The organism is Streptomyces sp. SP18CS02 (assembly GCF_036322365.1).
Classification (GTDB): domain Bacteria; phylum Actinomycetota; class Actinomycetes; order Streptomycetales; family Streptomycetaceae; genus Streptomyces.
This window is the reverse complement of sequence record NZ_JAQYXC010000285.1, coordinates 216,089-239,526: the sequence shown is the minus strand read 5'-3', so window position 1 is coordinate 239,526 and position 23,438 is coordinate 216,089. Positions and strand designations below refer to the sequence as shown.

Here is a 23,438-nt window from a genome sequence, read left to right as displayed (position 1 = left end):
CGTGGCCGAACAAGTGGTCGGTCGTTCCCCTGTTTCCCCTGCTTTCCCCTGCGACGGACGAGGTTGATCGGGACTGAGGCCACGCACCTGGGACGGCTGCGAACGCACCGCGAGTCATGCCACGGATGAAAGTGCTCGACCCGGGCTGAGTCGAACGGTAGATCTGGGGCATGACGTCAGCCGCTGATCCCCTTGAATCCTCCGCCTCCGTGTCCCCCACGTCTTTCGAGACTCTGCTCCCCGGCACCGAGCGTGCCCTTCTGTACCGGGTCGCCACCGCTCAGGCCGAGGGCCGCACCCCCTCCTTCGTCGGGGCCGTGGCCCGGGGCGGCCGCATGGTGTGGAGCGGCGCGCGAAGCTGCGTCGACGGGCACGCGCCGGACGCCGATACGCAGTACCGCATCGGGTCCATCACCAAGACTTTCACCGCCGTCCTGGTGATGCGGCTGCGTGACGAGGGACTGCTCGATCTGGGCGACCCCTTGGAGAAGTACCTTCCGGACACCGGAGTGGGTGAGGTCACCATCGCCCAACTTCTGTCGCACACCGGCGGTCTGGTCGCCGAAGCTCCCGCGCCGTGGTGGGAGCGGACGCCGGGGTCGCTGCGGCCGGAGCTGTCGGATGTGCTCGGGGAGCGGCCCCTGCTCCATCCATCAGGCCGGCGGCACCATTACTCCAACCCCGGTTACACCTTGCTGGGTTCGCTTGTCGAGGCGGTTCGTGGGGTCTCTTGGGAGGACGCCTTGCGCAGTGGGGTCCTGGAACCACTGGGGCTGGGGCGGACAACGGGCCGGCCGGTCGCTCCGCATGCCGGTGGCTGGGCGGTGCACCCCTGGGCCGATGTGATGCTGCCCGAGCCGTTGGAGGATCTGGGGTTGATGGCACCCGCCGGGCAGCTCTGGTCCACGGCCGAGGATCTGTGCCGGTTCGCGTGCTTCCTCGTGAAGGGGGACGAGCGGGTGCTCAGTGCGCAGTCCCTGCGGGAGATGCGCACGCCTGCCGTACCACCCGAGGCCGGTGACTGGGATGGTGGTTATGGCCTGGGGATGCAGTTGGCGCGGCGGAACGGCCGGACGCTCGTGGGCCACAGCGGTTCACTTCCGGGGTTCGTCGCCGGTCTGTGGCTGAGCGAGGAGGACGATGTAGCCGCTGTGACGTTGGCCAATTCCACCTCGGGGCCACAGGTGGGTCAGGTCGCCGCCGATCTCGTACGGATCGTCGCCGATGCCGAACCGCGCCTTCCCGAGCCCTGGCGGCCACTGCCCGAGGCCGATCGAGAGCTGCTGGCTCTCACGGGTCCCTGGTACTGGGGGACGCACGCCTATGGGTTGAGGGTCCGTGCCGACCGAGGCATTGAACTGAGCCCTCTGGGGGGACAGGGCCGTGGCTCGCGCTTCCGGGCCGAGGGGGACGGCACCTGGACCGGCCTGGAGGGTTACTACGCGGGGGAGACGCTGAGGGTGGTCCGGCGCCAGGATGGCTCGGCGAGCCATCTCGATCTCGGGTCGTTCGTCTTCACACGTGAGCCGTACGAGCAGGGCGGGGCGGTGCCGGGCGGTGTGGATGAGGCAGGCTGGCGCGGCCTGTGATGTTTCACGTGAAACGGGCCCCTGGCTGCGGCACCCGACCGAGGGTCAGAGGTTCATCTTGAAGCCCAGGTGCGAGGACTCGAAGCCGAGCCGTTCGTAGAAGCGGTGTGCGTCGGTGCGTGTGGCATCCGAAGTCAGCTGCACCAACTGGCAGTTCTGGCGCCGGGATTCGGCGATGGCCCACTCGATGAGCTGGGTCCCGAGGCCGCTGCCGCGCTCATCGGCGTGGATGCGCACGCCTTCGATGATCGAGCGGGTGGAGCCGCGGCGGGACAGGCCGGGGACAACGGTGAGCTGCAATGTGCCGACGACCCGGCCGTCGCGTACGGCGACGACGAGGTGCTGATGGGAGTCGCCCGCAAGCCGCTCGAAGGCGGCCGTATAGGGGGACAGATCATCCGGTGATTCCCGCTGGGCGCCCAGCGGGTCGTCGGCGAGCATGGCGACGATGGCAGGGAGATCGCCGGAGTCTGCGGGCCTGATTTCAAGATCGTTCATGGCCCGCAGGCTACTCCCGGCCTCCAGGGCTGCCCAGACCTCGGGGTCACGCGGGCTGCAGGACATCGGAGTCCGCTGGCCGTCCCGGTCCCTCGCGGGCCTGTCACCAGCCCCTCACCGGTCCTTCGCGGGCGTGTCGCCGACCCTGGGTCGCGGGCACCGCCTGGGTCAGGCCGGGACGTGCAGCTCCTCGACGACTCTGACCAGTGGGTTCAGCTCGGGGTTCTTCGCCGCTTCGTCGAGTGCTTCGCGAAGCGCCGCGTCATTGGTGGGGCGTGCTTCGGCGAGCAGGGCCTGGCCGGCTTCGGTGACGTCGGTGTAGATGCCTCGACGATCCGTGTCGCACAGATAGCGGGTGAGCAGTCCCCGGTCCTCCAGGCGGGTGACCAGCCGGGTGGTGGCGCTCTGGCTGAGGACGACGGCGTCGGCCACCTGCTTCATCTGAAGGTGACCCCCGGGCCCGCTGTGCTGGCGGCTGAGCACGTCGAGCAGCGAGTACTCGCGCATGCTCAGGCCGTGCTCGGCCTCCAGTGCGCGCTCGATGTGAGCCTCGATCTTTCCGTGGAGCAGAGAGAGTGCGCACCACCCCTGGGAGAGGGCGGTGAGTGCCGGATCGGTGGCGGTCATGGGTCTCTCCTCGTTCCCGGAGCAGCTTGTCACCAGAGTAGACGACCGACGCAATAGCCCGCGCTTGCAATTAACCCGCGTCTGCAATTATTGTGGACGCTCGTAAGGTGCAGACGCAATCTTCTGGGAAGGTGAAACCCATGCCGCTCGCGCTCCTCGCCCTCGCTATTGGGGCCTTCGGTATCGGAACCACCGAATTCGTGATCATGGGACTGCTCCCCCAGGTTGCGGCCGAGTACCAGGTTTCGATCCCAACAGCCGGTTACCTCGTCACCGGCTACGCACTCGGCGTCGTGCTCGGCGCCCCTCTCATGACTGTTCTGGGCACCCGGGTCTCCCGCAAGCGCATGCTGATGCTGCTGATGGGGCTGTTCATCGCGGGCAATGTGCTCTCCGCCCTGGCGCCCGGCTTCGGCCTGATGCTCACCGGCCGGGTCGTGGCATCACTGGCGCACGGCGCGTTCTTCGGCATCGGTTCGGTCGTCGCGGCCGATCTCGTCGCCCCCGACAAGAAGGCCGGCGCGATCGCGATGATGTTCACCGGTCTGACCGTCGCCAACGTGGTCGGCGTACCGCTGGGCACTCTCGTCGGTCAGACGGCCGGATGGCGTGCGACCTTCTTCATCGTCGCCGCCCTCGGTGTGCTCGGCCTGCTGGGCGTCGCCAAGCTCGTACCCGAGCAGCCCAAGCCGGAGGGCGTGCGCCTGCGGCATGAGATCGCCGCATTCCGCAACGTACAGGTGCTGCTCGCCATGGCGATGACCGTGCTCGGCTTCGGTGGAGTGTTCGCCGCCATCACCTACATCACGCCGATGATGACCGAGGCCGCCGGCTTCGCCGAATCATCCGTCACCTGGCTCCTGGTCCTGTTCGGCCTCGGCATGGTCGGTGGCAACCTGATCGGCGGCAAGTTCGCCGACCGGGCGCTGATGCCGCTGCTGTACGTATCGCTGGGCGCTCTCGCCCTGGTCCTGGCGCTGTTCACGGTCACCGCGCACCACCAGGTCGCCGCTGCGGTCTCCATCACGCTCATCGGCGCGCTGGGCTTCGCGACCGTACCGCCGCTGCAAAAGCGGGTCCTGGACCAGGCATCCGGTGCTCCCACCCTGGCCTCCGCCGTGAACATCGGTGCCTTCAACCTCGGCAATGCGCTCTCGGCCTGGCTCGGAGGCGTCGTCATCTCGGCCGGCCTCGGCATCACGGCCCCCAACTGGGTCGGCGCCGTACTCGCCGTATCCGCTCTGGCTCTGGCCGTTCTCTCCAGCGCCCTGGAACGCCGGGACGTCCGTCGAGAGAGCCGGATCGTGGCCGGTGCCGCCGCCGAGCGGGTCACCGTGCCCACCCACTGAGGACCCAGAGACCCTCGCACCTCCTCCCCCTGGGTACCGGCACCTCGGCCTTCACCGCACCTGTCGCACCTGTCGCACCTATCGCACCAAGGAGTCACCCCCATGAGCACCACCACGGGCATCGCCGTAGCACCGCTCACCACTGAGGACGCGGAGATCCTCGTGGACGCCGCCCGCCGCGCCGCCGCCGCGGCCGAAGTCACCGTCGCGATCAGTGTTCTCGACGCGGGCGGCCACCTGCTGGCCTTCCGGCGCGACGACCGCGCCGTGCTGATCGCCGGAGAGACCAGCACCCGTAAGGCGTTCACCGCCCTCCAGCTGAACGCTCCGACCGCCGATCTCGTCGACGCGGTGCAGCCGGGCGGGCCGTTCCACACTCTGCCGACCGCCCTGGACCGCCCCCTCCTCTTCATCGCCGGCGGCGTACCCGTCCACCGCGACGGCCGCCTGATCGGCGCGATCGGCGTGGGCGGCGGAGCCCCCGAGCAGGACCACGGCTTCGCCACTACGGCGGTGGAAGCCCTCGCCTGACCGATCACCGGTCACTGTTCACCGCTCGTTGCTGACGGCGAACCGGCGTCACCGCCTCACGCGCCAGGGTGTCGCCGGACCCCCGCAGGCTCGTCACCCAGGTACCGGCAACATCCGGGCCAGGGGGCGAGCCTGCTTCGCTGCTCGGAGCGCCCTGCTCATCGGTCCGGTCCTGCTTGGTCCCGCTCGGTCCTCCTCGGCCAGCCGGGCTCGCCGACTCGTCGGGCGGGTTTCACGTGAAACATCGTGACAGCCATCCGTCCGATGCCCTCCGACACCCGGGCCGTTAACCTCGGCGTACATGGCGAGCGGACGCAGACTCCATCTCTTCGACCTTGACGGCACCCTGATCCGCGGTTCGGCGGCAGCCGTCGAGATATCCCGGCAGCTCGGGCTCAGCGCCGAGACAGCTGAGCTTGAGCGTCAGTTCCTCGCGGGGTCTCTGACTCCGGACGAGTTCGCGGTACGAGCCCGGGAACTCTGGTCCGAGCTGACCGAGGATCATGTGGCTGCCGCCTTCGCGGGAGCGCCTTGGCTGGAGGGCATCCGTGAGGTCTGGGCAGACATCCGGGCCGAAGGCGGCTACTGCGCGGTCATCTCGTTGTCACCCGACTTCTTCGTGGAGCGGTTGCTGGAGTGGGGTGCGCACGCCACCCATGGTTCACTCTGGCCTGCGGTGCCCTTCACCCAACCGGTGAACCGGGACGGCATACTCAACGCGGCCGCGAAAGTGAAGATCGCGGACCGGCTCTGTGCAGAGTTCGGGGTGGAGCTGGACGAGTGTCTTGCATACGGTGATTCCATGTCCGACGCGGAGATCTTCGCAACGGTCCCGGTAGCGGTGGCGATCAACGCGGACCATCATCTGTCCGGGCTTGCCACACACGCGTACACGGGAGGCGATCTCCGGGAGGCCTACGAACTGGTACGGCACGGCCGCTAGAGCCGGGGCATGGGGCGATCCAGCGTAACGGGAGAGCGGGTGCGGGAACCCGGACTTTTCACTCCTGGTCCGGTACAGCGGACACCCTGCCATGCTGCGACAGCCGCGGCTGCCGGCAACCACACCACCCGGTGTACTCGTCCCTGATACGGGACAGGGTTCGCGGTGAGGGTCTTCCGTTCGGATCAGGCCTGCGCGGTGGCTGCCAGGGCACACGAGCATGGCAACAGCCCAACGAGAGCCCTCGTGCGGGTGAGCAGCGATCACGGGGCGAGCGGGATATTGAGGCACCTCCGGGACGGCGGAAGTGCGTAGACCGACCGAAAGATGTTCGAGGCGAGGCACTCTATGGACGCTCCGACCACCAGGCCGGCCGACAGCGGCACTTCTGGTGACAACGGCACTCCCGGTGACAGCGGTGGTGGCAGCGGCTGGTTCACCCCGCGCAAGACCGTCGACGCCAGGCCTGCGGACTCCGGTGCGGAGCACCCCGCAGAGGAGCTGCGGGGTGCTCAGGACCGAATAGCGGCACAGCGTCGCTCCCTGGCCTCCCTGCGGGTGGTGGGAGCCGGCGCGGCACCCGAATCCTCCGGGGCCCCGGTCGGCGGGCAGGCGGCGCGGGCCACGCGGCGGACGCCCGAACCGCCTGAGGCGGACCGGCCGCCGACCGCTCAGCCCCCGGCCTCCGAGCCACCCAAGGCGTTCCACGCCTTCGCTCCCCGGCCCTCCGCCCGCCCCGGGGCCGGGGCGGCGGCCCCGGAGCACGCCGTCTCCGAGCCGCTACCGGCGTATCGATCCCCAGGCACCCCCGCGTACCGCCCCGACGGCCCTGACGGCTCCGGCACCCCCGCGTACCGCCCCGACGGTCCGCACCCGCAAGAGTCCCGCTACGACGCCGTCGAGGGTTCCGCGAACCATCCGGCTCCCGAGGGTTCCGCGACCCGTCCGGCTCCCGATTCCGACCGTCCCGCTCCCATGGGGACCGAGAGCGGCTCGCCCGACGCGATTCTCGTCAGGCGCACCCTGGCCGAAGCGGCCCCGGTCGCCGACAAGGTCACGGCCTACTTCTACGCGCTGCTCTTCGTCCGCCACCCCGACCTGCGCTCACTCTTCCCGGCCGCCATGGACACCCAGCGCGACCGGCTCCTCAAGGCCCTGCTGACCGCCGCCGAGCACATGGACGACGCCGACCTGCTCACCGACTACCTTGAGCATCTGGGCCGGGGCCACCGCAAGTACGGCACGGAGGCCGCCCACTACCCGGCCGTGGGCGAGGCCCTCATCGGGGCACTGAGCCGGTACGCGACGACGACCTGGGACGACGAGGCCGAGGGCGCCTGGATCAGGACGTACACGACCATTTCCCAGATCATGATCGACGCGGCCGCCGAGAACCAGCTGCACGCCCCCGCCTGGTGGCAGGCGGAGGTGGTCTCGCATGATCTGAGAACGCCGGACATCGCTGTCATCACCGTCCGGCCCGACCAGCCGTACCCCTTCCTGGCCGGCCAGTACACGAGCCTGGAGACACCCTGGTGGCCCCGGATCTGGCGCCACTACTCGTTCGCCTCGGCGCCCAGGTCGGACGGTCTGCTCTCCTTCCATGTCAAGGCGGTCCCCGCCGGCTGGGTGTCCAACGCCCTCGTCCACCGCGCCCGCCCGGGCGATGTGCTGCGCCTCGGGCCGCCGGCCGGCTCCATGACCGTCGACCACACCACGGAGAGCGGCCTGCTCTGTGTGGGCGGCGGCACGGGCATCGCACCGATCAAAGCCCTCGTCGAGGATGTCGCCGAGCACGGTGAGAGCCGGCCCGTCGAGGTGTTCTACGGCGCGCGCACCGATCACGACCTGTACGACATCGACACCATGCTGCGGCTCCAGCAGGCACATCCCTGGCTCGCGGTCCGCGCCGTCATCGACGGCAGGACGCAGCTGCCCGACGTGGTGCGGGAGTACGGGCCCTGGAACGAGTACGACGCGTATCTCTCCGGCCCGCCCGGCATGATCCGCAGTGGCGTCCACGCGCTCCGGGGGGTGGGCGTCCCGTTCGAGCGGATCCGCCACGACTCCCTCGAAGAGCTCGTCGCGGCGGTCGACTAGCGGGGGCGGGCTGCGGCTCCCTCCAGAGGCTTCATCCCAGGTCAGGTGCGTGCATCGCGCGGACGCCCTCGATGTTGCCGTCCAGGTAGTGCCGCAGGGAGAGCGGTACGAGGTGGACGGCGGCGATACCGACCCGGCTGAAGGGCACCCGTACGACCTCGTACTCACCGCACGGTTCGTCGATCTCGGGCCCGTGCCGACGGCTGAGGTCCATCGACTCCAGCCGGCACACGAAGAAATGCTGCACCTTCACGCCCGAGACGCCGCCGTCCACGATGTGCTCGACGGTGTCGACGAAGCACGGCACCACATCGGAGATCTTGGCGCCCAGTTCCTCGTCCACCTCACGGTGGAGCGCGTCGACGACCGTCGCGTCCTCCGGCTCCACGCCGCCGCCCGGCGTGAGCCAGTACGGATCCATACCGGGTTTGGTGCGTTTGATCAGGATGAGGTCATTGCCATCGAGGAGGACGGCACGTGCGGTGCGCTTGACCACTGGACGTTCGGTCATGGCATGAAAATGGCCCGTCGGGGGGCATCTGAAACCGGCCGGTGCGTCTCGTTACCAGTCGGTGGCAGCGCGCAGCAGGGCCTCGTGCGCCCGCGCGATGTGCGGCAGGGCCAGTGTGCCGGTGCGGACGGCCATGAAGTAGGTGCGCAGCGGGGGCACCGGTGGATCGAGCAGGGCCACCAGACGGCCGTGCTCCAGGGCGTCGTCGCACAGGTATCGGGGCAGCACGGCGAGGCCGGCGCCCGAGGCGGTGGCCTCCAGGACGGCGCGCAGGTCCGGTGCGACGACGGTGGCGGCGGCGGCCGGTTTCGACTCGAAGACGGCCGCCCAGTACCGGGCCACGAAGGGAAGCGACTCATGCACTTCGACCACGGGCAGCTGTTCCAGGACGACGGCGCCCTTGCGCAGCAGGACGCCGGGGGCCAGCCGGGCCGCCCAGCGCGGCGAGGCGACCAGGACGTGCTCCTCGTCGCAGAGCGGGGTCGCGGTGAGCAGTCCGCCCCGTGGACGGGCCGTCGCGATGGCCAGGTCGTGATGGCCCGCGGCCAGGCCGTCGAGGGCCTCCTCGGAGGTGCCGACCATGGAGGTCCGCAGGGCGAGGCCCTGTGCGACCAGCGGGGTCAGGGCGGGCAGGGCGCGGACCGAGACGAACTCGGGCAGTCCGGCGAGGTGGAGGGTCCGTGAGCCGGCTTCCTGGTCGAGGTTCGCCTCGGCGATCGCCACGAGAGCGTCCAGGTGCGGGGCGGCCCGGTGGGCCAGCTCGTCACCGGTGGTGGTGGGAGTGACCCCGCGGGCCTGGCGCAGGAAGAGCGGCCGGCCCAGCTGCCGCTCCAGGGCGCGGATCTGGCTGGTGACCGCGGGCTGGGAGAGGCCGAGAAGGGCGGCGGCGCGGGTGAAGGAGCCGGCTCGGTGCACCGTGACGAACGTGCGCAGCAAGGCCAGGTCCATGCCCTTCCCTTCTGCCGCGCACACGGCCGGTGCCGACGCTCCCCGTGGCCGGGGGCGTCCGATGGTGCCTCTGAGCCGTCCAACTATAAATAAGTCGATAGGTCGCTGTCGCTAGGGTGATTGGACACTGACGGAGAGTCAACTAGCCTGGACCAGACGGTTCTCCGCGCGTAAAGCCAGGACGGTCCGAGCCATGAGGGGGGAGGTTCGGACCGTCCTTCTCAACCCGCCCCGGTGTTCATACGGCCTTCTCCGCCGACTCGTCGAGGGCCCGCAGTACGTCCGCCACCAGGTCCTCCGGGTCCTCGGCACCGACGGAGAAGCGGATGAAGCCGTCGGGCACGGCGTCCCCGCCCCATCGCCCGCGCCGCTCGGCGGTGGACCGTACGCCCCCGAAGCTGGTGGCGTCGTCCACGAGCCGCAGGGCGTCCAGGAACCGCTCCGCCCGCTCCCGGTCGGGCAGGACGAAGGAGACGACCGAGCCGAAACGCCGCATCTGCCGGGTCGCGAGCTCGTGCGACGGGTCCTCGGGCAGTCCCGGGTAGCGCAGCCCCGTCACGTCATCCCGTCCCGCCAGCGTCCTGGCGAGGGTCAGCGCGTTCGCGCACTGCCGGTCGACGCGCAATTGGAGCGTGGACAGGGAGCGATGGGCGAGCCATGCCTCCATCGGCCCGGGGATGGCACCGACGACCTTGCGCCAGCGCCGTACCGAGGCGGCCAGTTCGGCGTCATGGCAGGTCACGTGGCCGAGCAGGATGTCGCCGTGCCCGGTCATGCCCTTGGTGTCGCTGGCCACCGAGAAGTCGGCGCCCAGTTCCAGGGGCCGCTGTCCGAGCGGGGTGGCGAGCGTGTTGTCGACCGCGACCAGCGCGCCGCCGTCGTGCGCCGCGGCCACCAGCCGGCGGATGTCGCACACATCGAGACCCGGGTTGGAGGGAGTCTCGATCCACAGCAGCTTCGCGCCCTCCAGCACGGACAGCTGCGCGTCGCCCCCGGTCGGCGCGGTGCGCACCTCGATGCCGTACGCCTCCAGGCGCTCGCGCACCAGGGGCAGCGCCTGGTAGCCGTCGGACGGGAGGACGACCACGTCACCGGTCTTCAGCTGGGAGAAGAGCACCGCCGAGATGGCGGCCATGCCGGAGGCGAACACCACCGTCTCGGCCGGCTTGCCTCCCGGGGTCTCCAGTTCGCCGATGGCCCGCTCAAGATGTGTCCACGTCGGGTTCTCGTCCCGTCCGTAGGTGTACGGTCCGGTCGGCTCGCCGGGCAGGTGGAAATGGGCGGCGAACACCGGTCCCGGCAGGGTCGGTTCGTATTTCAGCGGTTCGGGCAGCCCGGCCCGTACCGCGCGGGTCCCGTCCCCGTGGATCACTCCGGCCATCAGTCCCTGCCCTCGGGGAGGATCACGTTCAGCGCCCATGACACGACGGAGATGATCAGGCCGCCCAGCACGGCGGTCCAGAAGCCCTCCACGTGGAAGCTGAGGTCGAGCTTGTCCGCGAGCCACGAGGTCAGCAACAGCATCAGGGCATTGACGACAAGCGTGAACAGGCCGAGGGTCAGAATGAACAGCGGGAGCGTGAGCAGCTTCACCAGCGGCTTGACCAGGATGTTGACCACACCGAAGACCAGCGCCACCAGGACCAGTGTCAGGGCCTTCTTCCCGGTGCTGGTCCCGGTCAGGGTGATGTCGTCGAGCAGCCAGATCGCCACCGCCAGCGCTGCCGCGTTCGCGATCGTCTTGACTAGGAAATTCATCATGTGTCTGATCGTGGCAGACGTGATCGGACCGAGTGCAGGGGCGGACGGGCGATGAAGGCATTCCGACTGGACGAGCTGGAGGCGGAACGCGCCGCCAACGACGGCGCGTATCTGCAGTTCCTGCGGGAGCGGAACATGTCGGTGGGCCTGTACGCGCTGGACGCGGGAGAGCTCGATCCGCAGCAGCCGCACAACCAGGACGAGGTGTACTTCGTGGTGAGCGGCCGCGCCGCGATCACCGTGGGCATGGAGACGACGCAGGTGGCCCGGGGCAGTGTGGTGTACGTCCCGGCGGGGGTGGCGCACAAGTTCCACCACATCACCGAGGACCTGCGGGTGATGGTGGTCTTCTCCCCGCCCGAGGGCTGACGGCTCCTTGGCGCGCCCGGGCCGGCACGGAAACCAGGCTTTTCGTGCCGGACACTCCCTAGGGGTCGAGTCAGGGAAGAGCAAGGGCTGTCGGGCCTCCGCGAGCCACCCCGCGGCCCCTAGCATCGAGGGTGTTCACGTACGAGGCTGCGGTGACTTCCACCGCGGCCCCCAGGGAAGAGGTAGGGACGATGGCGGTACGGGAGATTCTCGCGGGGATGCCCTGGTGGGTGAAGTGGGTCGCCATACCCGTCATCGCCGTGGTCGTCTTCGGCGGTCTGATCGCGAGCGTGGTCGGATTCGTGATCGGACTGCTGTTCAAGCTGCTGGTGTTCGTCGCGCTGGTCGGCGGACTCATCTACGTCGTACGGAAGTTCATGTCGTCCTCGTCGTCACGCGGCGACTGGTGACGAGGACGGTTCCTTCCCGCGGTACCCGGCCCGGCCAGCTGAACGGTCGTTAGCCCGGCCGGGGGAACGAACCTGGCGAGGCCCCACCCCGAATGGGGGCTGCCATTAGAGTGGCAAGCCTCCGCAGCCCTTGAGAACCAAGGGCCGTCGACCGTCCCACCAGCAGTTTGTACGACTGGAGGGGCGAAACGCCTGGGGGTGACCTTTGGCCATGGCTCCACATCCTGCTGCGCCGACGCTGATCGGCTCCGTGCAGCGGGCGCTGAGACTGCTGGAAGCCGTCGGCTCGCACGTCGATGGAGCCCCCGCCAAACAGCTCGCCCGGGAGACGGGCCTGCCGCTGCCCACCGCCTATCACCTGTTGCGCACCCTCACCCACGAGGGCTATCTCCGCCGTGAGAAGGGCGTGTTCGTCTACGGCGAGGCCGCCGAACGACTGACGCACGGCGGCACGGCGCAGAATCGTCGCAGCAAGATCGAGGAGTCCCTGGCGCACTGGCGCGATGTGATCGGCGCCCCCGTGTACTTCGCGGTCTACCGCGACGGCGAGATCGAGCTCGTCGCGGTCGCGGACACCCCTACGGCCCCGCCCGTCGACGAGTGGGACGACTTCCGCGCGACCGGCCACGCCCACGCGATCGGGCAGTGTCTCCTCAGCCAGCTCGACGAACAGGGCCGCCGTGACCACCTGGCCCGCTACCCGGTCCGACCGGTCACGCCGAACACGGTGCGTGACGATCGTGCACTTCTGGAGCGGCTGTCAACGGTGGGACGCATGGAACCGCTCATCGAGCGGGAAGAATACGCATTGGGTACGGTCTGCGCCGCCATCCCCATCACCGTGGGTTCCACAGCCGCGGCGATGGGCATTTCCGTACCGCTTCACCAGCAGGAAAGGCTGGTTCCGGCGGTCGAGCGGCTGCGTGCCGAAGTCGGGCGACTCGTGGGCTCCCTGGCGTTCTCTATCAGTATCTGAAAAATCACTCCTTGTGATCCTGTAGTCCGTACGGGACGATTCCGTCAAGAGGGCCAGTAGGGATCAATATTGGCCGTTTTTCACCTGTCGGCCTTCAACAGCCGTTGTTCATAACTGCTTCATCTACTGCGGAGTACATGATGCGTGAGTCGGTTCAGGCCGAGGTCTTGATGAGCTTCGTCGTCTCGGAGGAACTCTCCTTCAGGATCCCGGTCGAGCTCGGGTACCAGACGAAAGACCCTTACGCGGTCCGGATGACGTTCCACCTGCCGGGCGACGCTCCGGTGACGTGGACCTTCGGCCGTGAGCTGCTGCTGGACGGGATCAGCGCGCCCACCGGTGACGGTGATGTGCGCATCGGGCCCGTCGGCTCCGACGAACTGTCGGACGTCACCATCGTGCTGCAGGTCGGAGGCGACCGGGCGTACTTCCGGGCCAGCGCCCCGCCGCTGGTGGCGTTCCTCGACCGGACCGACAGACTGGTGCCCGTGGGGCAGGAGCGCTCGCTCGCGGACTTCGAGGAGGATCTGGAACAGGCACTCGGCCGCATTCTGGCCGAGGAGGCCGCGGGCTGAGACCACCCCGTCATCCGGCCCGCAGCCCAGCGCGTACAGCGCCGCAGGGCTATTTTTTGCGTCGTCGGCCCCGCCCGCCACGTGCCGCCCCGGAAGCCGCGGCGGCCTGCGCCGGGCGGTCGGCCGACACGACAAGGGCGGCCAGGACGGTGGTCACCGGAACCGAGGCGACGAGGCCGATCGAGCCCACCAGGGTCCGAACGATCTCCTCCGCCACGAGCTCGCTGGTGGCCACCATCCCCACGCTGCTGCGGGCGATCGAGAAGAGCAGCAACAGGGGGAGCGCGGCGCCCGCATACGCCAGCACCAGGGTGTTGACCACCGAGGCGATGTGGTCCCGGCCGATGCGGATACCGGCCCGGTACAGAGCACGCGGGCCCATACGCGGGTCCGCCTGGTGCAGCTCCCACACGGCCGAGGTCTGGGTGACCGTCACATCGTCCAGCACGCCGAGGGAACCGATGATGACACCGGCCAGCAGCAGACCGGACATGTCGATGTTCGGGTAGAGACCGTGGATCAGTCCCGTGTTGTCGTCCGTGTTCCCGGACAGTGACGCCCAGCCGATGAAGAGCGAACCGAGCAGCCCGATCAACAGCAGCGAGATCAACGTGCCGATCACCGCCACCGAGGTGCGCGCGGTCAGGCCGTGGCACATGTACAGCCCGATCAGCATGATCGCACTCGCCCCCACCACGGCCACGACCAGCGGATTCGATCCCTGGAGGATGGCGGGGAGGATGAAGAGCGTCAGCACGGCGAAGCTCACCGCCAGCGCGATGAGCGCCATCACCCCCTTCATCCTGCCCACCGCGACCACGGCGAGCGCGAAGATGAGGGCGAGCAGCGCGATCGGCTGTTTGCGGTCGACATCGGTGACCGAGTACTGAAGGTCATGGGGAGCGTCCGGGGCGTAGGCCACCACCACCCCCTGATCCTGCTTCAGTTGACGCGGTGCGTCCGGCTGCACGATCTCGATGAAGCGGCGTCCCTTGTCCTTGCCGCTGGTGACCTCGATCGTCGCCTTCGCGCATTTCCCCTGCTGGGCGTTGAGCGCCTCGCGCCCCTCGGGGGTCGTCGGGTTGTCGGTCGGGGGAACCTGCGCGGCATTGACGTCCCTGCAGTCCACTCGCTCGACGAGGACGACCTTGCCCTGCTCGGTCTGCCGGTCGAATCCGACACCCGTGCGCTCGTGAGCCGGCGCCCCTCCTGGCCACAGGACGGCGAGACCGACCAAAACCGCCGTGGCGAACGGAATCAACACCGCCGCGATGACCTTGCGGAGGTGCTTCGAGACGGGTGCCGCGGGGCCGTGACTGTGCGAATGGCCGTGGCTGTGTCCGTCGGGTCCGGGGGGCTGCTGGGAGGAAGTCACCGACTGATCATCGCAAGAACGGCAGGGGCCCTCTGTTCAGCGCGGCCGGGATGGCGCTAGCGTGGTGGCACCTTTGCACACGCGGGAGCTCGGAGCACCGGGCTGAGAGGGCGCTGACATCCGTACGGGCCGTACGGAGAAGGCTGCGTCGACCGCCGAACCTGTTACCGGGTAATGCCGGCGTAGGGAGTAGGTCACCATGACCGTTCAGGACGCACGCACGCCTGCCTCCAACCAGAACGACGAGGCCGGGAAGTCCATCGGATGGCACAAGGGATACGTCGAGGGCTCCCGCCCCGACCTCCGCGTGCCGGTCCGCAAGGTGCACCTCACCAACGGCAAGGACGTGACGCTCTACGACACATCGGGGCCGTACACCGACCCGAACGTCGAGACGGACGTACGCCGCGGGCTCGCGCCACTGCGCGAGAACTGGATCATCGGACGCGGCGACACCGAGGAGTACGCCGGGCGCCCGGCGCGCCCCGAGGACGACGGGATCAAGCACACGGCGCCCCGCGGCGGCCTGCGCAACCTGGACGCGGTCTTCCCCGGCCGCCCCCGTCAGCCCCGCCGTGGCCGCGCCGGCCAGGCGGTGACCCAGCTCGCGTACGCCCGTCGTGGCGAGATCACGCCCGAGATGGAGTACGTGGCGATTCGCGAGAACGTCTCGCCCGAGGTCGTACGCGAGGAGATCGCGGCAGGCCGCGCCGTTCTCCCCGCCAACGTCAACCACCCGGAGATCGAGCCGATGATCATCGGCAAGCGGTTCCTGGTGAAGGTCAACGCGAACATCGGCAACTCGGCTGTCACCTCCTCCATCGAGGAGGAGGTGGAGAAGATGACCTGGGCGACCCGTTGGGGCGCCGACACCGTCATGGATCTCTCCACCGGTCGCAACATCCACACCACCCGTGAATGGGTACTGCGCAACTCCCCCGTGCCGATCGGCACCGTGCCGCTCTACCAGGCGCTTGAGAAGGTGGACGGCAAGGCCGAGGAGCTGACCTGGGAGATCTACAAGGACACGGTCATCGAGCAGGCCGAGCAGGGCGTCGACTACATGACGGTCCACGCGGGGGTACTCCTGCGGTACGTCCCCCTGACGGCCCGCCGCAAGACCGGCATCGTCTCGCGCGGCGGCTCGATCATGGCCGCGTGGTGCCTGGCGCACCACAAGGAGTCCTTCCTGTACGAGAACTTCGAGGAGCTCTGCGAGATCCTCGCCGCCTACGACGTGACGTACTCCCTCGGCGACGGGCTGCGGCCCGGTTCGATCGCGGACGCCAACGACGAGGCGCAGTTCGCCGAGCTCAGGACGCTGGGAGAGCTCAACACGATCGCCAAGCGCCACAACGTGCAGACCATGATCGAGGGTCCCGGACACGTCCCGATGCACAAGATCAAGGAGAACATCGACCTTCAGCAGGAGATCTGCGAGGAGGCGCCGTTCTACACCCTCGGGCCGCTGACGACCGACATCGCCCCGGCGTACGACCACATCACGTCCGGCATCGGCGCTGCGATGATCGCCTGGTGGGGTACCGCGATGCTCTGCTACGTCACGCCCAAGGAGCACCTCGGGCTGCCGAACCGGGATGACGTGAAGACGGGCGTCATCACGTACAAGATCGCCGCGCATGCCGCCGATCTGGCCAAGGGGCACCCCGGTGCTCAGGACTGGGACGACGCACTGTCGGACGCCCGCTTCGAGTTCCGCTGGGAGGACCAGTTCAACCTGGCCCTCGACCCTGATACGGCACGGGAGTTCCACGATGAGACACTGCCCGCGGAGCCGGCCAAGACCGCGCACTTCTGCTCGATGTGCGGCCCCAAGTTCTGTTCGATGAAGATCTCTCAGGACATCCGGCGTGAGCACGGTGGTGCTCAGCAGGAGATCGAGGAGGGCATGGCGGAGAAGTCCAAGGAGTTCGCCGCCTCCGGCAACCGGGTCTATCTGCCGCTCGCGGAGTGATGGATCCGAACCGTTGTTTCACGTGAAACAACGCATCGCTCACCCGGGACGCAAGGCCCAGGCCGCAGGGCATGACGCTGCGGCCTGGGCCTGGCGGTAGGCGTGGGGGACCTGGTCCCGACCCGCCGAGCGTGGCCCTGGGCCCGGACGTGCACCTGGTCCGGGCCCGCACGGCCTGGGGCGGACGGGCCGCACGCCGGTCAGTCCGGCTGGTGCTCGGGGCCGCCGAAGTCCGGGCTGGTGAAGTCGGGGCTGCTGAACGTGGGGCGGGAGCTCGCGCCGCCCGCGCTCGGGCTGGAGAAGTCAGGTCCGCTGTAACCCACTTTGGGCATGCGGCCGCTCGGCAGCGGTGGTGTGCCGGAGACGGGGGGCGCGCCGGGGTCGGCCAGTGCCTCCCGCAGGAACGGCACGATGCCCCGCTCCAGCAGGGCGTGCCGCCAGGCTTCCCTGGCACGCGAGATCTCGTCGGGCAGCTCGCCTCCTGGTTCCTCGGCCGTGACCTGCGTCGAGCTGTTGCGCAGGGCGGTGATCAGCAATCCGATCGCGGCCGCCAGGATGCCGGCCGCCGTGACGGCGGTGAAGAACCAGCCTGCGGTGAGCAGAGGATCGGCGAAGGACGGCGGCGGGTCGAGCACCTTGAGGATGGATCCGACCAGAAGGAAGATCACCGCTGCGGTGCCGGCGAGGACCGGTGCGAGCACGGTGACCATCACGCCGAATCCGGCCCCGGACTCCGCTGCGGCCTCGTCGCCGCCCAGCACGGAGCTGAGGACGGAGGTGGCGGTGGGAGCCCGCGATTCCTCACGCACACGCACGAAGTAGTCGTACTCCGTGGCGGCGGCCGCGGTGATGAGCGCCGACGCGTTCAGGGCCATGGTGCGCAGTTGCTCAGGGTTGAGTCGCTGTCCGATTCCGGCGAGTTCCGGACGGTCGTGCGCGGAGCGCAGTGCATCGTCGAGGATGCGCTCGTACTCGGAGCGATCCTCGGTCAGCAGGTGCGGAGCGCTGTTCATGTGCATCCCCCGATGCTCCGTAGGGCCTGTTTGCCCGCGTACAGCGGGCAGTTGGGCAGAAACGGAGGAGAGCCTGCTACGGATAAGCCGATGGTAGAGCCGTAGAGGCAAGGGGTGACAGGGGGTTTCCGGAAATCGCCTGCCGCGGCTCCGCTCAGTGAGGCAGCGGGAGCTGGACGACCAGCAGCTTTCCGGCCATGGTCACTCCGCCGTCCATGGCGATCGCGAGTCCGTCCGCATAGACGTGCGGTCCCTCCACCGACGGCCCGGCGCTGTCCTCGCCCTCCTCGGACCCCACTTCCCCCAGCAGGTAGGGGATGGGGCTGTGGCCGTGGACGACGCGCTGCCCGCCATAGGCCGCGAGCAGCTCCTGGACGGCCTGGGAGCCGCCCTCGTCACGGAAGGCGAACCGCTTGGTGAGTTTGCGGAACAGGTCCCAGCACTCGTCCGCGTCGTTGCGGGTGAGGATCTCGTGGACGGTGTCGTTGACGTCCTCGATGGTGGAGCCGTACTCCAGGTACGCGGTGGTGTCGGAGTGCAGGAGGAGATGCCCGTCCTGCTCCACCACCGCGTCGAGCCGGGACATCCACTGGAGGTGGACGTCCTGGAGGCGGTCCATGTCGTTCTTCTGGCCGCCGTTGAGGAGCCAGGCGGCCTGGAAGGTGGCGGTGCCGGCCCCCGAGTTGACGGGGGTGTCGGCGAAGCGCTTGGCGCCGAGCAGGAGGAGCTCGTGGTTGCCCATGAGGGCCTTGCAGTAGCCGCCGGCGGCGGCCGCCTCGGCGGAGAGCCGCATCACGAGGTCGATGACCCCGATGCCGTCGGGGCCGCGGTCGGTGAAGTCGCCCAGGAACCAGAGCCGGGCGTTGCCGGCCGACCAGTTCCCGTCCGCGTCGATGAGCCCCTGCTCGCGCAGGGCGACGAGGAGCTCGTCGAGGTAGCCGTGGACGTCGCCGACCACGTACAGGGGGCCGGGCCCGTCGTCGGTCGTGACGACGGGTTCGGGTGCCTCGGACGGGGTGACGGCCACTTGGAGGGTGTCGCCCCTGTTGATCACCGGCAGGTCGCGCTCGGTGGGTGTGTAGCCCTCCGGCGGCTCCCCGTCCGGGAAGGCGTTTCCGGGGTGCGCGGCATGGTTCTGCACGGGCACCTGGGCGTACGGAGGTACGCGGAAGTCGCGCAACGTCGCCGTCCGCACCACGGGTCCTTGACCGGCCCCCTGAGTCATCGACCCCTCCACCACCGTCGCGACGCCCTACACCTCGCAGACCGGCCTGGTCGGGGCGGCCCGCGGTGTCGTGCGCCCATCATAGGAATGAGGTCGCGGCTCTGTGACGCACCAGGGGTGGTGAATCGGGGTGCACCCCAGGTTCATCGACCGTTTCGTCCGGAATGGGAAGGTCTGGGACCGGTCCGCGATCCTTGTCATTCCGGAGAGGGAGAGCGTGGAGCGCTGACGGTCGTGCGTGGCGAGCGTCGCTGGGACGACGCGCGCACGATCAGTTCCGTCGGTATCACCTGCTCGACCGGCCGGTCACCGTCGATGCCCTCGATGGCGTCGATGAGCAACTGGACGACGGCGGTCCCGATCCGGCGGGGCTTGAGCGAGAGCGTGGTGACGGGCGGTTCGGTGGCGGCGTAGACGGTCGATTCGCTGCAGCAGACCAGGAGGAGATCGTCCGGTACGCGCAGTCCGTACCGTCTGGCCGCGGCGAGCAGGTCGGTGCCGTTGGGGTCGAAGAGGCCGTAGACGGCGTCGGGCCGGTCGGGGCGGGCGAGGAGCCGGTCGGCGGCGACGGCGCCGGCGCACGGGTCGTGGGCCGGGTACGCCTCGTAGACCGGGTCCTGGCCGACGCGCTCGCACCAGTCGAGGTAGGCGGTGGTGGACAGACGGGTGTAGGTGTCGGTGCTGGTGCCGGTGAGGAGGCCGATCCGGCGGGCGCCGGCGGCGGCGAGATGGTCGAGCAGATCGAGTACGGCGGCCTCGTGGTCGTTGTCGACCCAGGCGGTGACCGGAAGCGTGCCGGCGGGGCGTCCGTCGGAGACGACGGGCAGCCCTTGGCGGACCAGCTCGGTCACCACCGGGTCATGGTCGGACGGGTCGATGACGACGGTGCCGTCGAGGGCGACGTTCGACCAGACGTCATGGCGGGAGGTGGCGGGCAGGATGACCAGGGCGTAGCCGCGGGCGAGCGCGGCGGAGGTGGCAGCCCTGGCCATCTCGGCGAAGTACGCGAATTCGGTGAAGGTGAAAGGTTCATCCCCGTAGGTCGTCACCGTCAGGCCGATGAGGCCGGACTTGCCGGTACGGAGCGTGCGGGCCGCGGCGGAAGGGCGGTAGCCCAGCCGGTCGGCGACCTCGCGGACATGGCGGCGGGTGGCGTCCGGGAGCCGGCCCTTGCCGTTGAGCGCGTCGGAGACAGTCGTGATGGAGACCCCGGCTGCGGCGGCCACGTCCCGGATGCCCGCTCGACCTTGCCGGCTTCCCCGGGTCTGTGCCCGGCTCACCTGGTGCTTCCCTGCTGCTGTCATGGCGAGCCGATAGTAGGGCGAGGGCGGGCGGTTGAGCCGTTCGCATATTCACTCGTTGACAGGCACGTTTCTGCAAGGGCGCCACCCCCTAACCGCCTTGTAATGCAAGGTAGTTGCATCAATTCGACTCGTCCCGGCGCTTGTCCTTCCCCGTGGGTCTGCCAACTGGCCGATGTCTCGTGAGGGTCTCAACTCACCTCTATGGGGGATGCGCGCCACGGCGCGAGCCACCGGCGCGCGCCGCTCGTAACAGCGCTCCCCCCTTTCTCGTCCTCCACCATTCGCAGCGGCCGGGAATCCTCATAAGGTGAGCAGTATTGGTGGTACGGACGGTCGAGGAGGACCACAGTGAGCGAGACGAGCGGGACCAGCCCCAGGCTGCGCGCCGTGCTGGACGGCATCCCCACCTACAAGCCGGGCAAGCCCGCGGCGGCCGCGGTGGAAGGCCCGGTCGCGTACAAGCTGTCCTCCAACGAGAACCCGTACCCTCCGCTTCCGGGTGTGATGGAGAGTGCCCTCGCGGCGGCGGCCCATTTCAACCGATACCCGGACATGGCGTGCACCGGCCTGATGGAGGAGCTGGCGGATCGCTTCGGCGTGCCGGTCACACATCTGGCCACGGGCACCGGCTCCGTCGGTGTCGCGCAGTCGCTCATCCAGTCCACGGCGGGCCCCGGTGACGAGGTGATGTACGCCTGGCGGTCCTTCGAGGCCTACCCGATCATCACCCAGATCAGCGGCGCCACATCGGTGCAGGTGCCGTTGACCGCGGGCGATGTGCACGATCTGGACGCGATGGCCGACGCGGTCACCGACCGGACCCGGCTGATCTTCGTATGCAACCCCAACAACCCGACCGGCACGGTGGTGCGCCGGGGCGAGCTGGAACGATTCCTGGACCGGGTGCCGTCCGACGTGCTGGTGGTGCTGGACGAGGCGTACCGCGAGTTCATCCGCGACGTCGAGGTGCCGGACGGCATCGAGATCTACCGTGAGCGTCCCAATGTGGCCGTGCTGCGCACGTTCTCCAAGGCGTACGGGCTGGCGGGGCTGCGGGTCGGCTTCGCGATCGCCCACGAGCCGGTGGCCGCGGCCCTGCGCAAGACGGCGGTCCCCTTCGGGGTCAGCCAGCTGGCGCAGGACGCGGCGGTGGCCTCGCTGCGTGCCGAGGACGAGCTCCTCGGGCGCGTCGGCTCCTTGGTGTGCGAGCGCACGAGGGTGTACGAGGGGCTCGTGGCCCAGGGCTGGACGGTGCCCGAGACGCAGGCCAACTTCGTCTGGCTCCGGCTCGGTGAGCGCACCCTCGACTTCGCTGCCGCCTGCGAGAAGGCGGGAGTGGTCGTGCGTCCGTTCCCGGGGGAGGGTGTGCGGATCACGATCGGCGAGTCGGAGGCGAACGACATCCTCCTGCGGGTGACGGAGTCGTTCCGCGAGGAAGGGATCTGAAGGAAGGGATCTCGGGGGCGTCCGGGAAGTCCCGCCTGGACCGCGACCTCCAGGTGGGCGCCGACACTTTCCGGACACTCCCCAGCGTCTCTCGTTTCGGATCGTGCCGGATCGCCGGCCTGATCCCGGGAGGGGCGATCGACCCCCATGAGCGCTCGCTCGTGGGGGTTTCTCCATGGCCATGATCGGCCGGCCGGCAGCCGGGGGGAGGAGCGGCCGCGTGGCCGGTTTCAACAGGTTGTTGAATTTTCAGGAAAGAGGGCCCCCGGCTTCCCGTGCGTATTTCATGTAGTACATAATGCTTGTGAATGTGAACGCTTTCACAAGCGCGCCTGGTTCCTCCTGCGATGCACCGGAATCGGCGGCGCGGTAAGGAGCAGATGTCGTGGACCTGGCTTTGGCGCCAGAGACGCTGGCGCGGTGGCAGTTCGGTATCACCACCGTGTACCACTTCCTCTTCGTGCCCCTGACGATCTCCCTCGCCGCGCTCACCGCCGGTCTGCAGACCGCATGGGTGCGAACGGAGAAGGAGAAGTACCTCAGGGCCACCAAATTCTGGGGAAAGCTCTTCCTGATCAACATCGCGATGGGTGTCGTCACCGGCATCGTCCAGGAGTTCCAGTTCGGCATGAACTGGTCCGACTACTCACGCTTCGTCGGTGACGTCTTCGGGGCGCCGCTCGCCTTCGAGGCGCTGATCGCCTTCTTCTTCGAGTCCACCTTCATCGGCCTGTGGATCTTCGGCTGGGACAAGCTGCCGAAGAGGATCCACCTGGCCTGCATATGGATGGTCTCGATCGGCACGATCCTCTCCGCCTACTTCATCCTGGCCGCCAACTCCTGGATGCAGCACCCCGTCGGCTACCGGATCAACCCCGGCAACGGCCGGGCCGAGCTCACCGACATCTGGGCGGTGCTCACCCAGAACACCACCCTCACCCAGGTCTTCCACACCATGTCGGCGGCCTTCCTCACCGGTGGCGCGTTCATGGTCGGCATCGCCGCCTTCCACCTGGCGCGCAAGAAGCACATCACGGTGATGAAGACCTCCCTGCGCCTCGGCCTGGTCACCGTGGTGATCGGCGGCATGCTGACCGCGGTCAGCGGTGACTTCCTCGGCAAGGTCATGTTCAAGCAGCAGCCGATGAAGATGGCCGCGGCCGAGGCGCTGTGGGAGGGCGAAGGGCCGGCGCCTTTCTCCATCTTCGCCATCGGCGATGTGGACAAGGGCCACAACAAGGTCGCCATCGAGATTCCGGGGCTGCTGTCCTTCCTGGCCAACGACGACTTCACGTCGTACGTCCCCGGCATCAACGACACCAACAAGGCCGAGCAGGAGAAGTACGGCCCGGGCGACTACCGGCCGAACATCCCCGTCGCCTACTGGGGCTTCCGCTGGATGATCGGCTTCGGTATGGCCTCCTTCTCGCTGGGCCTGCTGGGTCTCTGGCTGACCCGGAAGAAGTTCCTGCTGCCACAGGCGATGAGGGTGGGGGATGACGAGGTGCCGAACCTCGTGCTCTTCAGGAAGGCGCTGAGCCCGAAGTTCACCAAGCTGTACTGGCTCGTGGCGCTGTGGACCCTGGCCTTCCCCCTGATAGCCAACTCGTGGGGATGGATCTTCACCGAGATGGGCCGACAGCCCTGGGTCGTGTACGGCGTGCTGCGTACCCGGGACGCGGTCTCCCCCGGTGTGTCGCAGGCCGAAGTGCTCATCTCGATGATCGTCTTCACGACGCTCTACGCCGTGCTCGCCGTGATCGAGGTCAAGCTGCTCGTGAAGTACGTCAAGGCCGGCCCGCCCGAGCTCACCGAGGCGGATCTCAACCCGCCCACCAGGATCGGTGGGCACCACAGGGACCCCGACAGCCCGGACGCCGCCGACCGGCCGATGGCCTTCTCGTACTGAGGAC

The 23,438-nt window shown here is 68.7% G+C and carries 22 protein-coding genes; 12 read left to right on the top strand and 10 right to left on the bottom strand.

Annotation, left to right across the window (positions count from 1 at the left end; all coding sequences use genetic code 11):
• Nucleotides 1-209: 209 nt before the first annotated feature.
• On the top strand, nt 210-1,589 hold the full coding sequence (locus PUR26_RS18125; protein WP_329873428.1) for a serine hydrolase domain-containing protein: 1,380 nt from the start codon (nt 210-212) through the stop codon (nt 1,587-1,589).
• 45 nt (nt 1,590-1,634) lie between these two features.
• Here the strand turns inward: PUR26_RS18125 and PUR26_RS18120 are convergent, their stop codons facing one another.
• Complete coding sequence (locus PUR26_RS18120) at nt 1,635-2,087, bottom strand: GNAT family N-acetyltransferase (protein WP_329873427.1); 453 nt, start codon at nt 2,085-2,087, stop codon at nt 1,635-1,637.
• Between the two features lie 168 nt (nt 2,088-2,255).
• Nucleotides 2,256-2,714, bottom strand: coding sequence for a MarR family winged helix-turn-helix transcriptional regulator (locus tag PUR26_RS18115; RefSeq protein ID WP_329873426.1), 459 nt, complete (start codon nt 2,712-2,714; stop codon nt 2,256-2,258).
• 140 nt (nt 2,715-2,854) lie between these two features.
• On the opposite strand from PUR26_RS18115, the gene PUR26_RS18110 reads away from it, so the two are divergent.
• The 4 genes from PUR26_RS18110 (at nt 2,855) to PUR26_RS18095 (ending at nt 7,637) form a co-directional block, all read left to right on the top strand.
• A complete protein-coding gene (locus tag PUR26_RS18110) occupies nt 2,855-4,063 on the top strand; it encodes an MFS transporter (RefSeq protein ID WP_329873425.1) in 1,209 nt (402 codons plus the stop codon).
• Nucleotides 4,064-4,165: 102 nt separating this feature from the next.
• On the top strand, nt 4,166-4,594 hold the full coding sequence (locus tag PUR26_RS18105) for a GlcG/HbpS family heme-binding protein (protein WP_329873424.1): 429 nt from the start codon (nt 4,166-4,168) through the stop codon (nt 4,592-4,594).
• 301 nt (nt 4,595-4,895) lie between these two features.
• Nucleotides 4,896-5,537: an HAD family hydrolase gene (locus tag PUR26_RS18100; RefSeq protein ID WP_329873423.1), complete on the top strand. Its 642-nt coding sequence runs from the start codon at nt 4,896-4,898 to the stop codon at nt 5,535-5,537.
• A gap of 348 nt (nt 5,538-5,885) precedes the next feature.
• On the top strand, nt 5,886-7,637 hold the full coding sequence (locus PUR26_RS18095) for a globin domain-containing protein (protein WP_329873422.1): 1,752 nt from the start codon (nt 5,886-5,888) through the stop codon (nt 7,635-7,637).
• A gap of 31 nt (nt 7,638-7,668) precedes the next feature.
• On the opposite strand, the gene PUR26_RS18090 is transcribed toward PUR26_RS18095, so the two are convergent.
• From PUR26_RS18090 to PUR26_RS18075, 4 genes are all read right to left on the bottom strand, one after another.
• Entirely contained in the window at nt 7,669-8,148 is a 480-nt protein-coding gene (locus tag PUR26_RS18090) for an NUDIX hydrolase (RefSeq protein WP_329873421.1), read from the bottom strand.
• Between the two features lie 51 nt (nt 8,149-8,199).
• A complete protein-coding gene (locus tag PUR26_RS18085) occupies nt 8,200-9,096 on the bottom strand; it encodes a LysR family transcriptional regulator (protein WP_329873420.1) in 897 nt (298 codons plus the stop codon).
• 238 nt (nt 9,097-9,334) lie between these two features.
• Nucleotides 9,335-10,477, bottom strand: a complete 1,143-nt coding sequence (locus PUR26_RS18080) for a cystathionine gamma-lyase (RefSeq protein ID WP_329873419.1) — start codon at nt 10,475-10,477, stop codon at nt 9,335-9,337.
• Nucleotides 10,477-10,857 carry a phage holin family protein gene (locus PUR26_RS18075; RefSeq protein ID WP_329873418.1) on the bottom strand — a complete coding sequence of 127 codons (381 nt, stop codon included), beginning with the start codon at nt 10,855-10,857 and terminating at the stop codon, nt 10,477-10,479. The genes PUR26_RS18080 and PUR26_RS18075 overlap by 1 nt, the downstream gene beginning before the upstream one ends.
• 51 nt (nt 10,858-10,908) lie before the next feature.
• Between PUR26_RS18075 and PUR26_RS18070 the strand changes: the two genes are divergently transcribed.
• The 4 genes from PUR26_RS18070 (at nt 10,909) to PUR26_RS18055 (ending at nt 13,187) form a co-directional block, all read left to right on the top strand.
• Nucleotides 10,909-11,226: a cupin domain-containing protein gene (locus tag PUR26_RS18070; RefSeq protein ID WP_329873417.1), complete on the top strand. Its 318-nt coding sequence runs from the start codon at nt 10,909-10,911 to the stop codon at nt 11,224-11,226.
• A gap of 191 nt (nt 11,227-11,417) precedes the next feature.
• Nucleotides 11,418-11,636 (top strand): DUF5326 family protein, encoded by a 219-nt coding sequence (locus PUR26_RS18065; RefSeq protein WP_329873523.1) that lies wholly within the window; start codon nt 11,418-11,420, stop codon nt 11,634-11,636.
• Nucleotides 11,637-11,847: 211 nt separating this feature from the next.
• On the top strand, nt 11,848-12,612 hold the full coding sequence (locus tag PUR26_RS18060) for an IclR family transcriptional regulator (RefSeq protein WP_329873416.1): 765 nt from the start codon (nt 11,848-11,850) through the stop codon (nt 12,610-12,612).
• A gap of 140 nt (nt 12,613-12,752) precedes the next feature.
• On the top strand, nt 12,753-13,187 hold the full coding sequence (locus PUR26_RS18055; protein WP_329873415.1) for an SsgA family sporulation/cell division regulator: 435 nt from the start codon (nt 12,753-12,755) through the stop codon (nt 13,185-13,187).
• Nucleotides 13,188-13,236: 49 nt separating this feature from the next.
• On the opposite strand, the gene PUR26_RS18050 is transcribed toward PUR26_RS18055, so the two are convergent.
• Nucleotides 13,237-14,562, bottom strand: coding sequence for a YibE/F family protein (locus tag PUR26_RS18050; RefSeq protein ID WP_329873414.1), 1,326 nt, complete (start codon nt 14,560-14,562; stop codon nt 13,237-13,239).
• A 199-nt stretch (nt 14,563-14,761) separates the two neighbouring features.
• Here PUR26_RS18050 and thiC point away from each other — a divergent pair, with 199 nt between their 5' ends.
• A complete protein-coding gene (gene thiC / locus PUR26_RS18045) occupies nt 14,762-16,537 on the top strand; it encodes a phosphomethylpyrimidine synthase ThiC (RefSeq protein ID WP_329873413.1) in 1,776 nt (591 codons plus the stop codon).
• 200 nt (nt 16,538-16,737) lie between these two features.
• Here thiC and PUR26_RS18040 read toward each other — a convergent pair whose 3' ends face one another.
• The 3 genes from PUR26_RS18040 to PUR26_RS18030 all read right to left on the bottom strand — a co-directional run bounded on the left by PUR26_RS18040 (nt 16,738) and on the right by PUR26_RS18030 (nt 20,079).
• Complete coding sequence (locus tag PUR26_RS18040) at nt 16,738-17,556, bottom strand: hypothetical protein (protein WP_329873412.1); 819 nt, start codon at nt 17,554-17,556, stop codon at nt 16,738-16,740.
• 148 nt (nt 17,557-17,704) lie between these two features.
• Nucleotides 17,705-18,790 (bottom strand): metallophosphoesterase, encoded by a 1,086-nt coding sequence (locus tag PUR26_RS18035; protein ID WP_443077099.1) that lies wholly within the window; start codon nt 18,788-18,790, stop codon nt 17,705-17,707.
• A 182-nt stretch (nt 18,791-18,972) separates the two neighbouring features.
• On the bottom strand, nt 18,973-20,079 hold the full coding sequence (locus PUR26_RS18030) for a LacI family DNA-binding transcriptional regulator (RefSeq protein ID WP_329873410.1): 1,107 nt from the start codon (nt 20,077-20,079) through the stop codon (nt 18,973-18,975).
• Nucleotides 20,080-20,427: 348 nt separating this feature from the next.
• Between PUR26_RS18030 and hisC the strand changes: the two genes are divergently transcribed.
• Both hisC and PUR26_RS18020 read left to right on the top strand, forming a co-directional pair.
• Nucleotides 20,428-21,525: a histidinol-phosphate transaminase gene (hisC, locus tag PUR26_RS18025; RefSeq protein WP_329873409.1), complete on the top strand. Its 1,098-nt coding sequence runs from the start codon at nt 20,428-20,430 to the stop codon at nt 21,523-21,525.
• A gap of 385 nt (nt 21,526-21,910) precedes the next feature.
• A complete protein-coding gene (locus PUR26_RS18020) occupies nt 21,911-23,434 on the top strand; it encodes a cytochrome ubiquinol oxidase subunit I (protein ID WP_329873408.1) in 1,524 nt (507 codons plus the stop codon).
• Nucleotides 23,435-23,438 lie beyond the last annotated feature (4 nt).